Origin of the sequence: Hymenobacter telluris (assembly GCF_017313265.1) — a bacterium.
Lineage (GTDB): Bacteria > Bacteroidota > Bacteroidia > Cytophagales > Hymenobacteraceae > Hymenobacter > Hymenobacter telluris.
Genome location: NZ_JAFLQZ010000005.1, coordinates 1 through 14,666, shown reverse-complemented (window position 1 = coordinate 14,666; position 14,666 = coordinate 1). Strand labels below are relative to the sequence as shown.

Sequence of the window (14,666 nt, the reverse complement as noted above, 5' to 3'; positions counted from 1 at the left end):
GGCGTTTTGCGTTACGGGGGCAATTAAGCTAGTGGGAGTATTATCAGGATATTACTAAAACGACAACGAATTGAAACCTGTCTGTTACCAATTTGTCAAGTCTATTTAATGTTAAATAAACCATAGTTAGCCCATTCTATCTTTGAGGCTCGAAAGGGTTTCGTACAATCAAGTACATGTCGGTGTGGAGTGTATTAGAGGAATTGGCTAAGTAAAGCCTGTTTTTCTGTAGTGTTTTCAATAAGCAAGAGCGTCAAAGTTCAATTTTTTGACGTGCGGTACCTCTGTGTCCTGACCTCAGTTTTTTCTCTCTGGAAAACTAACCTAAGCCCATGCATGAAAACATCTACTAGCTCTTCCAGGTGGAAGCAACGGTTGCTTGCACCCGTAGTAATCTGTTGCAGCGTTACGGCGTATGCGCAACAAAACCAAAATGTTACGGGCCGCGTGACCGATAAGGCGGGCGAAGGGCTGCCCGGCGTGACAGTACTGGTGAAAGGTACCAGCGCGGGTGCCAGCACTGGCCCCGATGGTACCTATAGTGTGCAGGTGCCCAGTGGCGCTACCACGCTGGTAGTATCGTTTCTGGGGTTTCAGCCGCAGGAAGTGGCCATCGGGACGCGCACGGCCATCAACGTGACGCTGGCGCCGGATTCAAAGGCTCTCGATGAAGTGGTGGTGGTAGGCTACGGCACCCAGAAAAAAGTGAACCTGACTGGGGCTGTGGACCAGGTATCGTCGGAGGTGCTGCAAAACCGCGCCCTGCCCAACCTCACGCAGGGCCTGCAAGGCGTGCTGCCCAACCTGAACCTGGTGCCCGGCGACGGCAAGCCCACTACCTCGCCGGCCTACAACATCCGGGGGGCCACGTCCATCGGGCAGGGCGGCAACGCGCTGGTGCTGATTGACGGCGTGGAAGGTGACCCGAGCCGCATCAACCCCAACGACGTGGCCACCGTGACGGTGCTGAAAGATGCCTCGGCGGCGGCTATTTACGGGGCGCGCGGCGCGTTCGGGGTGGTACTGATTACCACCAAAAACCCTGCGAAAGAGAAAACAAGCGTCACGTACGCCTTCAATCAGTCCATCAAGAGCCCGACCACGGTGCCCGATTTCGTGACGGATGGCTACGTGTTTGCCTCCATGTTCAACGAGGGCTGGTCGGCGTGGAACGACTATTCGCAGACGCCGCAGAACATCAACAAAACGGTGAAGTTCTCACCCGCTTACCTGGCCGAGCTGAAGCGTCGTTCCGAAGACCCGAGCCTACCGAAAGTGGAGGTGAATGCCGCCGGCGAGTACGTGTACTACGGCAACACCGACTGGTACAAAGAGCTATATAAGAAGCGCACCAGCGCCACCGAGCACAATTTGTCGGTGTCGGGGAGCAGCGGTAAGGCCAGCTTCTACGCCACGGGCCGCTACTTCGGGCAGGACGGTATTTTCCGCTACAACTCCGACGATTACCGCATGTACAACTTCCGGGCGAAAGGTGCTATCGACCTGTTTCCGTGGCTGCGCATCGACAACAACACCGACTACTCCAGCATGCGCTACCACAACCCGCTGAACGTGGGCGAAGGCGGTGGCATCTGGCGCAACATCGCCGACGAGGGCCACACGGTAGCGCCCATGTTCAACCCCGACGGCACCCTCACGTACTCGGCCGCCTACACCGTGGGCGACATGTGGTATGGTAAAAACGGCATCGACTTGGACGAGCGGGTGACGCGCAACACCACTGCGTTTCTGGCGCATTTTCTGGAAGACAAGGTGCGGCTCAACGGCAACTTCACGTTCCGCAACACCGACAACGACCGGACCCAAACCCGCGTGCCGGTGCCGTACAGCCGCAAGCCCGGCGTGATTGAGTACGTGGGCACCAACACCAACGACCTGCTGCGCAACTTCGGGCAGACCCGCTACCTGGCCGCCAACTTGTTTGGCGAGTACGAAAACCACTTCCAGGACGTCCACTACTTCAAGGCCATGGTGGGCTACAACTACGAGCAGTCCACGTTCCGGGGCCTGCAAACCCAGCGCAACGGCCTGATTTACCAAAGCGCCCAGGACATCAACCTAGCGCTGGGCCAGTCGATTACCACGCAGGGCGGCTGGGACCGGTGGAACATCATGGGGGGCTTCTACCGCCTCAACTACTCGTTCAAGGAGCGCTATTTGCTGGAAGCTAGCGGCCGGTATGATGGCTCCTCGAAGTTCCCTTCCAACGAGCGGTTTGCCTACTTCCCATCCTTCTCGGCGGGCTGGCGTTTGTCTAATGAGTCGTTCTGGAAAGTGTCGCCCAACCTGATTTCCGAGCTGAAAATCCGGGGCTCGTACGGGGCACTCGGCAACGGCAACATCAACTCCTACGCTTACCAGGAGCAGTTCGGTATTTCGCAGTCGGGACGGGTGCTGAACGGGGTGCGGCCGCAGCTCACCAGCCAGCCGGGCGTTATTCCGGATGGCCTCACCTGGGAAACGTCCACTACCAAAGACCTGGGTTTCGACCTGAGCATGCTGAATAACCGCCTCACGCTGAACGCCGACGGCTACATTCGCAACACCACCGACATGTTTACGGTGGGCATGACGTTGCCGGCCGTATTTGGTACGGCAGTGCCCAAGGGCAACTACGCCGACCTGCGCACCAAAGGCTGGGAAGTGGCTTTGAACTGGCGCGACAATTTGGACCTGGGTACCAAGCCGCTCAGCTACGGCGTGCGCCTCACGCTGGCCGACTACCAAGCCACCATCACCAAGTACAACAACCCCAACAAGCAGCTCAACGACCCCAACAACAACAGCGCCGACCTGAGCTACTACGAGGGCCAGAAGCTGGGCGAAATCTGGGGCTACACCACCGACGGCTTTTTCACCTCGCAAGACCAGATTGCCAGCTCCCCCTCACAGGCGCTGTTCCGGGCTTCTACCAGCGGCCAGCTACTGCCCGGCGACATCAAGTTTGCCGACCTGAATGGCGACGGAGTTATCAACAACGGCGACAACACGGTGGGCAACCCCGGCGACCGGCGCGTGATTGGCAACGCCCTGCCGCGCTACACTTATGGTGCCATGGCCGACGCCAGCTGGCACGACTTCTTTGTGTCGGTGTTCTTCCAGGGCGTAGGGCATCAGGACTGGTATCCTGGCTCCGAGGCCGGCACGTTTTGGGGCCAGTACAACCGGCCCTACAACAAGCTGCCGAAGTCGCACTTAGGCAACATCTGGTCGGAGGACAACCCGGATGCCTATTTCCCGCGCTACCGCGGCTACGTGTCGCAGAACGGGGCCGGCGAGCTGACCCAAACCCAGACCCGGTACCTGCAAAACGTGGCCTACCTGCGCCTGAAAAACATTCAGCTCGGCTACAACCTGCCCCAGTCGTTGATTGGACGCATCAAGATGAGCAACGCGCGGGTGTTTGTGTCGGGTGAGAACCTCTGGACCTGGTCGCCCTTCTACAAAATCACCGAGGACATCGACGTGGAAAACATCGGCCGCTCCGACGTGCTCCTGAGCCCGCCTTCGGCCACCTCCACCAATCCCAACAGCAACAGCAGCGGCAACGCCAACAATTACCCCATTCTGAAAAGCGTAACGCTGGGGTTGTCAGCTACTTTCTAACCCGGCGCAAACTTACCGCATCATGAAAAGATATTTTGGTTGGCTGATTTTGCTAAGCCTCACGTTTGCCAGCTGCGAAAAGCTGGACCAGGAGCCGGAAGCCACCGTCACCAACGAGGCCGTATTCGGCAGTGAAGCCGGTTTGCAGCTCTACTCCAACTCGTTCTACGACGTGCTGCCTACGGCCAACGACATTCACCAGGGCGACGCCATGGCCGACTACTCGGCCCGTACCCAAGTGCCCGATTTTCTGCGGACCGGGGCTTTCAGCGCCCGCCAAAGCTCGGGTTGGGACTGGACGCGGCTGCGCAACATCAACTACTTTATTGCCAACTGCAACAACCCCGCTATTGCGCCCGCCGCGCGCAACCACTACCTCGGGCTGGCGCGGTTTTTCCGGGCCTGGTTCTACTTCGATAAGGTGAAGCGCTTCGGCGACGTGCCGTGGATCAGCAAGCCGATGGCTGTGAACGACCCGGCGCTTTACAACGGCCGCGACCCGCGCACCTTGGTGATGGACTCGGTGCTGGCCGACCTGAATTTTGCCTGCCAAAACCTTAACACCACCGCCGACAACAGCCGCAGCTTGATTACCCGGCAAACGGCTTTCGCCTTCAAGTCGCGGGTGTGCTTGTTTGAGGGCACGTTCCGGAAGTACCACACCAGCTACAACCTAGCCAGCAGCGCCAATACCTGGCTGACGGAAGCCGCTTCGGCCGCCAACACCGTCATGACCACCGGCGGCTTCAGCTTGAACACCGCCGGTGGCACCGACAAAGCGTATCGCCAGCTGTTCACCAGCACCGCCGTAGTACCGTCCGAAACCATTCTGGCCGCCGTGGTGGACCCCGCCCTGAGTATCTACAACGACGCCAACTGGTGGTGGACCAGCGCCACCTACGGCGCCCGCGTCAGCCTGATTCGCACGTTCGTGAACACCTACCTCAACATTGATGGTACCCCGTTTACCAGCCGGCCCAGCTACGAAACCATGCCGTTTGCCCAGGAAGTGAAAAACCGCGACAAACGCCTGCAACAAACCATCCGGATGGGCGACTACAAGCGCGTAAACGGGGGCGTATCGGAGCCGGCACCACCGGTTTTCTCCTACACCTACACCGGCTACCAGCCCATCAAGTGGACGCTCGACGACACGTACTACGATGGGGGCAGCCGCAACATCAACTCCATTCCCATTATCCGCTACGCTGAGGTGCTGCTTAATTTTGCTGAGGCCAAAGCCGAGCTAGGTACTTTCACCGACGCCGAATGGGTGCGTACCGTGGGCGCATTGCGGCAGCGGGCCGGCATAACGGGTGGTTTGACCGCCAAGCCTACCGTGGTAGATACGTACTTGCAAACCAACTACTTCCCCGGTATCTCCAATGCGGCGCTGCTGGAAATACGCCGGGAGCGGGGCGTTGAGCTGGCGCTGGAAGGGCTCCGGTTCTATGACCTGGTGCGCTGGCACCGCGGCGAGCTGATGGACATGGCCTGGAACGGTTTCTACGTGCCGGCCCTCGACCAGCCGCTTGATTTGAACGAGGATGGCATCCTGGATGTGGCCTTCTACACCACGCTGCCCGCCAACCGGCCCGCCGGCGTTACTTACATAAACGTGGCGCCCACCATCAACGGCGGCAGCCCCAATCCGCAGCGCCTCCGCAACGGCACTTCCGGCGAAATCACCTGGCTAACCAACATTCCGCGCCGCTGGGAAGAGAAATACTACCTGTACCCCATCCCGGAAACCGACCGGCTACTCAACCCCAAGCTGGGCCAAAACCCCGGTTGGTAAGTAATTCTGTTTACCTTTCTTTTCTTCCCTTTCTTTGGTTGCTATGATTAAAAAGGCCCTCTGCGCCCTGTTCCTGCTGCTTGCTGTATCGGCCACCATTTCGGCCCAAACTATGAAGGTGGCTACCTACAACGTCCGCTACGACAACAAGCAGGACACGGCCAACGCCTGGCTGCGGCGGCTGCCCCACCTCACCAACCTGATTCGGTTTCAGGATTTCGACTTGTTTGGTACCCAGGAGGTGCTCTACACCCAGCTTCAGGACATGACGAGCAAGCTGCCCGGCTACGCCTACATCGGGGTGGGCCGCGACGATGGCAAGCAGGCCGGCGAGTATTCGGCTATTTTCTACAAGCAAGACCGGTACAAGCTGCTCAAGCAGGGCACCTTCTGGCTGGCGCCCAATACCACTGCGCCGGTGAAAGGCTGGGACGCCGCGCTGCCGCGGGTGTGCACCTGGGGGCAGTTTCAGGAGAAAACCACCGGCTTCACGTTCTACCTCTTCAACACCCACTTCGACCACGTAGGCGTGCAGGCCCGCAAGGAAAGCGCCAAGCTGATTCTGGCCCGCATCAAGGAAATGGCCGGTGCTTCCCCCGCCATCCTCACCGGCGACCTGAACGTGGACCAGCGCAACGAAAGCTACACCTTGCTCAGCACCTCGGGCACGCTACGCGACGCTTACCAGACGGCTGCCGTGGTATACGCGCCCAACGGTACGTTCAACGACTTCAAGGCCACCACCAAAACCGATGCCCGCATCGACCATATCTTCCTGAGCCCGGCTTTCACCGCCACCCGCTACGGCATCCTCACCGATACCTACGGCGGCGGCAAAACCCCTTCCGACCACTACCCGGTGGCTATTGAGGTGCGGTATTCGGTAAAGAAGTAGCCGGTTAACCACGGATGCCTTTCTCGGCTTGCCACTGCCGATAAAATAAAAAGGCTCCTTCTCACGTGAGAAGGAGCCTTTTTGCTTGTGTGAGCCGATTATTGGACTCGAACCAACGACCTGCTCATTACGAATGAGCTGCTCTACCAGCTGAGCTAAATCGGCGTTTCCGCGGCGGCATATCCGCCAGGGGCAGCAAAGATAGAAAGCCGAATCAAAAAGCCGATAAATGAACTCGTATTTTTTGCGTTGGCTCCCAATTAAGTTAGGCATAACTACTCTAATGGCTTTCCCGTTTTCAAGAACCACAATCCACCATTAGGCTGTGCGCTGCTGTTTATGAAATCAACCAAACCATCCGTTATGCCTCAGGCACTAGCTAGCGGCCTAGCTGGTGCCACCGCCCTCACCTTGCTCCACGAAATAGCCCGCCACCTGCGGCCCCAGGATGCACCGCGCATGGACGTGCTGGGTATGCGCGCCTTGCGCAAGCTATTAGGCAAAGCCGATGCGCCTCAACCTGACCATAATACGCTGTTCAACCTGACTATGGCCGGTGACCTGCTTTCCAATGGGTTGTACTTCAGCTTGGTAGGCCGGGGTAAGAAAGCGTGGCAGCGCGGTGCCGTACTTGGGCTGGCAGCCGGCATAGGCGGCGTGGTACTGCCGGGGCCGCTGGGCCTGGGCGAAGCTCCCAGCAACCGCACGCCGCAAACCAAGCTTATGACGGTAGCCTGGTACCTAATAGGCGGGTTGGTAGCGGCCGGCGCATCACGCGCCTGGAGCAAAGCCCGGAAACGGTAGGCAAAAGAGCCTAACGAGCCTGCTGGCGCGTTTCGTGCCATGTATTGTAACGCCGGATAATCCGTTCTATGTCGCGAATGTGGTAGTTGCCGGCCCGCAAATCGGCGGCTAGCTCCGGGTAATCGGCAAAGTAATTGGCCGCATCCTTTCGCAAATCCCACCAGTTCACTTCCTCTAAGCGGGGCCGCCCTGCCTGAAATACAACCAAACAGTGCGGCGCATTATAAGAGGAAAACTCCGCCTCACGTCGGCTCAAAGGACCAAACAATGGATATTTATTGCCTAACGACGCATCTATTCTTAGTTCGGAAGCGCGGCGAGGTGCCAGTTTGATATACCTATACTTATACAGCTGAACCTTACCGTCGACTAGCTGCTGCAAAAAGCCGCGCGTCGGGACCGTACTACCATTCTGGTAAAAGGGCAGTCCAACGTAGCGTATGATGTCCTCGTCTTCATAATAGGTGTAAGACGCTAACTGATAAGCATCTAAAAAGACAATTTCAGTGCCTTGCAACGGGACAAACTCCACATGACGCTGCTGGGCAAACTCGTCTCGAAGAAAGATAGCGCCGCGAAGTGTATCGCCGGCCAACGTAACAACATACCCACTTCGTGGCTTTTGCGCGTAAGTTTCTGTAGCAGCTAGAAGTATAAGCAGCAAACAAAGCAGCCTGTGCCAAAAGGAAACCCAAGTGCGCATACTGGAGGCTAGCAGAATAGAGAGGTAAGGATAAAAGCAGGTCTCTAAGTAAGCAAAACAAATGTATTTGCCGGCTTTCCAACATCTTTGCGGCTGTTATGGTGAAACAACTCCGCAAACTCCTCGTCCGCACGCTTGGCTTCGAGCGGTACATTCGTTTTGTAAGTGGGGTGTACCTGCGGCTGGTGGGCGCGGGCTGGGGCAAAAAGAAGTACCCGGAGCTGTTTTTTCTGGAGAAAATAGTCAAACCCGGTTTCGTGTGCCTGGATATTGGCGCCAACCTGGGCTACTATTCGGTGGCGCTGTCCAAGCTGGTAGGGGCCGAAGGGCAGGTGCTGGCCGTGGAGCCGATTCCGGCATTTCAGGCCATCTGGCAGGACAACGTAAAGCGCAGTGGCTACCAGAACCTGACGTTGCTGCCCTACGCCCTGGGCGGCCAAGATACCATCGTGCAGATGGGCACGCCCGAGCGCAACGGCCTGCTGCACCACGGCATGACCAAGGTAGCCGCCAGCAACCCCCACGAAACCTACGCCCGCACTTACGACGTGCGCATGCGCAACCCCGACGGCTTACTGGCTCACCTGCCACGCCTGGATTTTGTGAAGTGCGACGTGGAAGGCTTTGAGTACGAGGTGTTTCGGCACATGCAGGCCACGCTGCGCCGCTTTCGGCCGCTCATCCAAACCGAGCTGAACGGGCTGGAAAACCGCCGCGCCGTAGCCGGGCTGTTGGCTGAGCTGGGCTACAAACCATTTTTGCTCTCGGAGCGTTCTGAACTTGTACCCTGCACCGAAACGCAGCTGGAAAGCGCTGTTTCGGCCGATTTCTACTTTCAACCCACTAACCCCGCCTCCGAAGCAACGTCTTGATGGTCAAGTTTCTGCTGATATTTTTTCTTGTCTCTATTGTCCTTCGTTTTGTGCTGCCGGTGCTGATGCGCTGGCTGGTGGTTGCCTTCGTGAAGAAGCAGACCCGCCGCTACGGCCAGCAGTTCGGGGCCAACCCGTTTGAAGCACCCCGGCCCGCGCCGCCGCGCAACAGCACCGCCACCGGCCAAGTCCACGTCGATTACGTGCCGCCCAAGCAGAAACCTACGCAACCTAAGGAATTCAAGGGCGGCGAGTACGTGGATTTCGAGGAAGTGAAATAGAACAGGTCGATTTCAAGTGAAAGCCCTTTGATAGATATCTATCAAAGGGCTTTCACTTTTATACTCAGCCCACCTAGAATCCAATACCGACCCGTACGCCGGTGCCTACCCGCTCACCGGATTGCAGGCCGGTGTAGAAATCCACACGCATCACCTTGAATACGTGCTCCAGCCCGACACCTAGTTCCACGTAGTGCCCGGCTTCGGGGGTGGTGAGGTAGTTGAGCGAGGCTACTTCCTGCCACTTCAGCTGGCGTAGCAGCGGGATTTTGTTGAGGAAGAAGCCGTTGAAATGGTGGTTGTAGTGCGCTTCCAGGAAACGGTTCCGGGTGCTGTAGCGGTAGTAGTCGAGCAGCTGGAAGTCGGTGAAGTCGGCGGCGAGGTAGGTGCGGTTGCCGCTGAAATGGCGGTAGTCCATGAACGACAACTCGGGCTGACCCAGGAAGCCGCCGGCGGCTACTTTGTAGCTGCTCGTGCCCAGCAGGCCCATGCCAATGGTCTGCCGGATACCCGCTTCCAGCAGCGTGTAGCGCACATCGGAGCCCAGCACGCCACTGAGGCCCTGCCGCCAGGTGCCCGTAAACGTGGGAAGCTTAGAGCTTAAATTGATTTTGCCATCGGGGCGGCTGATGTAGCGCTGGCCGGGCCGGAAGGACGCCGTTAGCTCAACCGTAGCAGCCTGGTTTCGGCCAAACCCGGTGCCGTAGGGTAGTTCGGCGTTCAGCGGCTGGTTGGGCGTGAAGGCCACGCCCGGCTTATCCACCCACAAATCGATGGTGGTGTTTTCCAGCTGGCGCCGGTCGTAGTAGCTGAGGGTGCCTTGCAGCGTGAGGCCGTTCACCACCTCGTTCTGGTAGCTGATTTGGGCGCCGTCGCGGCGGTAGAGCTTGGCGTAGTTGCGGTTTTTGAACAGCGTGTAGTAGGTGTTGATGAACGGGGTCAGCTGGGAGCTGGCATCGAAATTCTCGATGAAGCGGCCGGCTTGCAAGCTCACCCGCGCCACCTTGGCCGGCGCGTATTGCCAGGTAGCGGCCAGGCTCGGGCTAATCAGCTCGTTGCTGAAGCCATAGCGCACCGAGGGCGTGATGGTGTAGAACCGCCGGTCGTCGGTGCGCTGCGTGAACGTAACCTGGGGCTGGATGACGGCCCCTTCCACGGTGTTGTAGTTGAGGATGTTGAACACCGGCGCCACGTACCAGTAGCGCTTGTAAAAGGTGTTGGAGTACGTGTAGCCGCCTAATAACAAAGAGCTGGGGGAGAACTTGTTACGCACCCGGTCCAAGGAATCCTGATAGGGCCGCGAGTTGCGGATTACCTCGGTGCTGTCTTTTACGTGGTAGTCTTTCTGCTCCTCGGCCGTCAGTGGAATGGGCCGCACCGAGTCCCAGTAGCTGGAGTCTCGCTCGTTCACGCCTTTCTCCACCAGCATCACCTCGCCGCGCTTCAGCTTGCCGATGCTTAGGCCGGCCGTGTCGCGCTCCGCCAGCTTGGTTTGGCGTCGCACCTCCCGGCTCAAACCCGCCAGCTTGGGCTTCTGCTTGCGAATATCGGCGGCGGTTTCGCGGGTGACGGGGGCATCGGCGGGCTCGTTGGCGGCCACGGGCGGGGCCACGGTGGGCGCGGGGCGGTTGGGGTAAGTGGGCGTGACTTTGTAGTTGCTGAGCACGGCCGTGAGGTAGCCGCTGCCCTTGAACCCAAACGCCGTGAAGCCCACCGTAATCTTCTGCGACTGAATCACCCACACATCGGAAGGCCCCGGCGCGGGCGCAAACAGCTGCTCGATGTGAAACTGGTCTACGTAATCGAGCTGGGCGTTTTTGTCGAGGTTCAGGGAGATGGAGTGGATGCGCCAGGTGCCATCCACGATGTAGATGTGGCCGCTGGAAAACACCGGGTCGGTGCGGCGGCGGAGCGTCACGCGAATTTTGTGCACCGTCACGCCGCCCTGCTGGGTGGTGCCTTCCAACTCATACTTGTAGAACAGCATGGCCCCATCGGCAATCGGCGACACGAAGCCCCGCTCGGAAAAGCCGCTTTTCAGTACGTTCTCGTAGAAATTGAGGCCCGCGCCGCGCCCGGCCCGGTTGAAGCTGATGCCCTTCGTGTCGCCGCTGACCCGCGAGGAAATCATGCGCTCCTGTATCACGTTAGGCTGCCGGAAGCTCATGTCCGATACCGATTCGGAGAGGTAAAAAATGCCTGGTTTGATGTCGGGGCCCACTTTTATCAGGCCGAATACCTTGCCCGGTACTTCCAGAAAGCGAGCCAGCGTTTTGATGTAGGCACGAGCCCGGAAGGCGGCCACTTCGCGCAGGTGGTAGCGCCGCCACTGCTGGGCCTGCTGAATGATGGCGTAGGCGGGGTCCCGGTCGGTGGAGCGCACCACCACTTCCTTGAGCTTGTAGCTGTCCGGGGTGAGGGTCACGTCGAGCACGGTGGCGGTGTCGCCGCCCGCTACGCGCACCTGCTCGATGCGCGGTTTGTAGCCCACGTACTGAAATACCAGCTCGTATTGGCCGGGCTGGAGCCGCAATTGGTAGTTGCCCTGCTCGTTGGTGGCGGTGCTGGTGGTGGTGGCCCGCACGGCTACGTTGGCGAAGGCCAGCGCCGCGCCCTGTGGGTCGGTTATGCGGCCCCGCACCACGCCTGCCGAGGCCGTGAGCGTAATAAGCAGAAAGGCAAGTAGCAAGTAGTAACGCGGCATTCGGCAACGAGTATGATTGGTAGCAAGATAGATAGGATAGCCCACCAAAAGGTTGTCTGCTGCCCCAACAACAAGACGATTCGCGGCGCTGTTTGTAGCAAAGCAGGCCGCAGCTTTATTTCATGAACGCTGCCAGCCACGGAATGCGTACTGCGTAATTCGTGTTGCTTTCTCACGCACAACGCCCGATCTGCCTTTTCCGCTCAACCTATGTATCAGCCCGACAAAAAGAAGAAAACCTACACGCCCGGCGAGGCGCTCCACAAAATAGCCGCCTTTTGTGCCTATCAGGAGCGCAACCAGAAAGAGGTGGAAAGCAAGTTGCGCGAGTATGGCCTCGACGAAGACGAAGCCGGTGAAATCATCATCCGGCTAAGCCGGGAAAAGCTGCTTGATGAGGAACGCTACGCCCAGGCTTTCGTGCGCGGGCACTACCGCAACAAGAAGTGGGGCCGCCGCCGCATCACGCAAGAACTCAAGCAGAAAGGTATTTCCGAATACTGCATCAAATCGGGCCTCAAGGAAATTGATGGCGACGAGTACTACCAGAACCTGGTGGACGTGCTGGAAAAAAAGGACCGCCAGGAAAAGGAGCGTAACCCCCGCATCCGCCGCCAGAAGATTCAGGTGTACCTCACCGGCAAAGGCTATGAGCAGGACCTCATCAAAATGGCCCTCGACGACCTAGGCAAAGCGCCGGAGGAAGACGAAGATTAGGTTGCTTTTCGTTGACCGTCATGCTGAGCGCAGTCGAAGCATCTCGCGTGCATCGTTGAACGGGCTCTGACATCAGCACGCGAGATGCTTCGACTGCGCTCAGCATGACGGTCGATTAAGAACGTTCCGAATAAAGCTTTAACCGATGATATGCACCTGATACGGCTCGCCTTCGTCGCGGATGAGGCAGGCGCCGTCCAGTAGCACCATATTGGGGTTTTGCAGGTGCTGGACGGGGTTGCGCACGAGGGGAATTTCGTGGTGGCACCAGCGGCATTTGGGGCCGGCGGTGGGGGTGAAGTGGCCACCGCACGGGCATGCTGGCAGGGTGGCGGCAATTTGGGCTAATAGCTCCGGGGTAGCTTCGTAGTACACCAACTCCTGGGCTTTCCGGTTCAGAAACACATTAGAGCACTGCGAACAGTAAAAGTGCGGAAACGCTTCACTCATGCCGCTGGAACGCCAGCCTATGTTGTCTTGCCGGCAGCTGGGACAGTGCAAATGCCCGACCCATTGCAGACTACGCTCATATTCTACCATCTTCATAAGCTGAAAATTAGCGCTGCGCCGGGCGGAGCGGGTTCTGCATTTGCTGGGTGAGAATGACGCGGCGGCCGGTCATGGTTTCCAGCATGGGACGCAGGATTTGCTGGGCATTCTGCTCGGTTTGGGCCAGGATGCCGGATTGCAGTGCGGCGCGGCGCACGTTGGCTTCGGCGTACTTGTAGCCGGCATCCACCAGCTCAGCATCCTTGAAAAAGCCGTTTTCCACGCTGTACACGCGGCTGGCGCTGTGGTCGATTTGCCAGGTACACAGCTCAGCGGGCGGTAGAGCCACACGTACCACCGAGTCGCCTTCAAATACCACGTCCTGAGCCCGCACTTTGCGCAAATCCAGGCAGCCGATGGCGTCGCCGGCCACAATGAGGGCCACTTTGGCGTCGGGCAGGAAACGGTAGGTGCTTTTTTTGTATTCCACTACGTCTTTGAACCGGTAGCGGACCAGCTCCAGGCGGCCCAGGCTTTCCACTTTTTCCAGCACCGTATTGTGCGTGACGGTGATGCGCGGGGCAGGGTCGAGCGGATTTTCCAGCCCATCCAGCGCCGGCCGGACTTTCGTCCAAAGAAACCACCCCAGCCCCACCAAAAACAACAGCGGCAACAAACGGCGGAGCAACAGGGAAAACGACATACAAGAGCAGAAACAAAAGACAGTTACCACATACTACGATAACGCCGCAAGTTTTGCCGACGAGCTAGCTCTGAAAGTAATGCGCCGCCAGCCTCAAACCACAGTAGGCCACCACGCGCTACGGTTCCCGAACCGCTGTTGAAACCCCGTCCAACCCTGCAAGCCGCCGGTGTGCACGGCTATTACCGTGGAGTTGGGAGCGAAGTAGTCCTGGCGCAGCAAGTCGAAGATGGCGTAGAGCAGCTTGCCGGTGTAGATGGGGTCGAGGAGGATGCCGTAGGTGGCTTCGAACTCCTGAATGAAGCGCAACAGCTCCGGCGAGAAATGCGCGTAACCGCCCAGGTGGTAGTCGGTGCGCAGGTCGTAGTTCAGGTAGGTGCGGCCGGTGGCGGTTTGGGTTAGCTGGTTGATGTCGGTGCGCAGGAACTCGCCGCCTTTCAGGGTCGCTACGCCCACGGCCTGCCCTTGGCCGGCCATGCCGGCGAGCAGGCCCGCCAGCGTGCCGCCCGTGCCGCACGCTACGCAGAGGTAATCGAAGGAAGTTGCGGCGGCTAGCTCGGTTACCAGTTCGGCACAGCCGGGCAACGCCAGCGCGTTGGAGCCGCCTTCGGGGATGAGGTAGGCCGGGCCAGTTTCGTGCAGTAGCTCCGCCAAGAAGGCTGGGTCCTGCTTGCGGCGGTAGCTGGTCCGGTTGAGGTAGCGGAGCTGCATACCGTCGGCGGTGGCGCGGGCCAGGGTGGGGTTGAGGGGCTGGGTTTCCTCGCCCCGAATCAAGCCGATGGTGCGGAAGTTATGCAAGCGGCCCGCAGCGGCTACGGCGGCAATGTGGTTGGAAAAGGACCCGCCGAAAGTCAGCAGCGTATGGTGGCCTGCTTGGCGGGCTGCCATGAGGTTGTATTTCAGCTTGCGCCACTTGTTACCTGGCAGCTTTGGGTGGGCGAGGTCGTCGCGCAGGAGCAGCAGCCGGATGTTGCGGCGCGTGGCTTCGGGAGCGGCTATGGGTTGGAGAATCATGTACTGAAGTTATTAGCCCGCAGAGGACGCAGAAGGGGCGCAGAAGTCGCAGAACGTTC

At 58.8% G+C, this 14,666-nt stretch carries 12 protein-coding genes and 1 tRNA gene; 7 read left to right on the top strand and 6 right to left on the bottom strand.

Going from position 1 to position 14,666, the window contains the following annotated elements; all coding sequences use genetic code 11:
• Window positions 1–336 precede the first annotated feature (336 nt).
• The 3 genes from J0X19_RS09695 to J0X19_RS09685 are packed head-to-tail and all read left to right on the top strand — an operon-like array spanning window position 337 to window position 6,320.
• Window positions 337–3,627: a SusC/RagA family TonB-linked outer membrane protein gene (locus J0X19_RS09695; protein ID WP_206984159.1), complete on the top strand. Its 3,291-nt coding sequence runs from the start codon at window positions 337–339 to the stop codon at window positions 3,625–3,627.
• A 22-nt stretch (window positions 3,628–3,649) separates the two neighbouring features.
• Complete coding sequence (locus tag J0X19_RS09690) at window positions 3,650–5,425, top strand: RagB/SusD family nutrient uptake outer membrane protein (protein WP_206984158.1); 1,776 nt, start codon at window positions 3,650–3,652, stop codon at window positions 5,423–5,425.
• Between the two features lie 43 nt (window positions 5,426–5,468).
• Window positions 5,469–6,320 carry an endonuclease/exonuclease/phosphatase family protein gene (locus tag J0X19_RS09685; RefSeq protein ID WP_206984157.1) on the top strand — a complete coding sequence of 284 codons (852 nt, stop codon included), beginning with the start codon at window positions 5,469–5,471 and terminating at the stop codon, window positions 6,318–6,320.
• 92 nt (window positions 6,321–6,412) lie between these two features.
• Here J0X19_RS09685 and J0X19_RS09680 read toward each other — a convergent pair.
• A tRNA-Thr gene (locus tag J0X19_RS09680) sits at window positions 6,413–6,485 on the bottom strand.
• A 174-nt stretch (window positions 6,486–6,659) separates the two neighbouring features.
• On the opposite strand from J0X19_RS09680, the gene J0X19_RS09675 reads away from it, so the two are divergent.
• On the top strand, window positions 6,660–7,124 hold the full coding sequence (locus J0X19_RS09675) for a hypothetical protein (protein WP_206984156.1): 465 nt from the start codon (window positions 6,660–6,662) through the stop codon (window positions 7,122–7,124).
• Window positions 7,125–7,134: 10 nt separating this feature from the next.
• On the opposite strand, the gene J0X19_RS09670 is transcribed toward J0X19_RS09675, so the two are convergent.
• Complete coding sequence (locus J0X19_RS09670) at window positions 7,135–7,827, bottom strand: hypothetical protein (RefSeq protein WP_206984155.1); 693 nt, start codon at window positions 7,825–7,827, stop codon at window positions 7,135–7,137.
• 98 nt (window positions 7,828–7,925) lie between these two features.
• On the opposite strand from J0X19_RS09670, the gene J0X19_RS09665 reads away from it, so the two are divergent.
• On the top strand, window positions 7,926–8,699 hold the full coding sequence (locus tag J0X19_RS09665) for an FkbM family methyltransferase (RefSeq protein WP_206984154.1): 774 nt from the start codon (window positions 7,926–7,928) through the stop codon (window positions 8,697–8,699).
• Entirely contained in the window at window positions 8,699–8,980 is a 282-nt protein-coding gene (locus tag J0X19_RS09660; protein ID WP_206984153.1) for a DUF4834 family protein, read from the top strand. Before J0X19_RS09665 ends, J0X19_RS09660 begins: the two co-directional genes overlap by 1 nt.
• Window positions 8,981–9,053: 73 nt before the next feature.
• On the opposite strand, the gene J0X19_RS09655 is transcribed toward J0X19_RS09660, so the two are convergent.
• Window positions 9,054–11,684 (bottom strand): DUF5686 and carboxypeptidase regulatory-like domain-containing protein, encoded by a 2,631-nt coding sequence (locus tag J0X19_RS09655; protein ID WP_206984152.1) that lies wholly within the window; start codon window positions 11,682–11,684, stop codon window positions 9,054–9,056.
• 210 nt (window positions 11,685–11,894) lie between these two features.
• On the opposite strand from J0X19_RS09655, the gene J0X19_RS09650 reads away from it, so the two are divergent.
• Window positions 11,895–12,401, top strand: a complete 507-nt coding sequence (locus tag J0X19_RS09650) for a regulatory protein RecX (RefSeq protein WP_206984151.1) — start codon at window positions 11,895–11,897, stop codon at window positions 12,399–12,401.
• A 138-nt stretch (window positions 12,402–12,539) separates the two neighbouring features.
• On the opposite strand, the gene J0X19_RS09645 is transcribed toward J0X19_RS09650, so the two are convergent.
• The 3 genes from J0X19_RS09645 to J0X19_RS09635 all read right to left on the bottom strand — a co-directional run bounded on the left by J0X19_RS09645 (window position 12,540) and on the right by J0X19_RS09635 (window position 14,607).
• Entirely contained in the window at window positions 12,540–12,806 is a 267-nt protein-coding gene (locus J0X19_RS09645) for a hypothetical protein (RefSeq protein WP_206984150.1), read from the bottom strand.
• Window positions 12,807–12,957: 151 nt separating this feature from the next.
• Window positions 12,958–13,593, bottom strand: coding sequence for a DUF4230 domain-containing protein (locus tag J0X19_RS09640; RefSeq protein ID WP_206984149.1), 636 nt, complete (start codon window positions 13,591–13,593; stop codon window positions 12,958–12,960).
• A 93-nt stretch (window positions 13,594–13,686) separates the two neighbouring features.
• Window positions 13,687–14,607, bottom strand: coding sequence for a 1-aminocyclopropane-1-carboxylate deaminase/D-cysteine desulfhydrase (locus J0X19_RS09635; RefSeq protein ID WP_206984148.1), 921 nt, complete (start codon window positions 14,605–14,607; stop codon window positions 13,687–13,689).
• Window positions 14,608–14,666 lie beyond the last annotated feature (59 nt).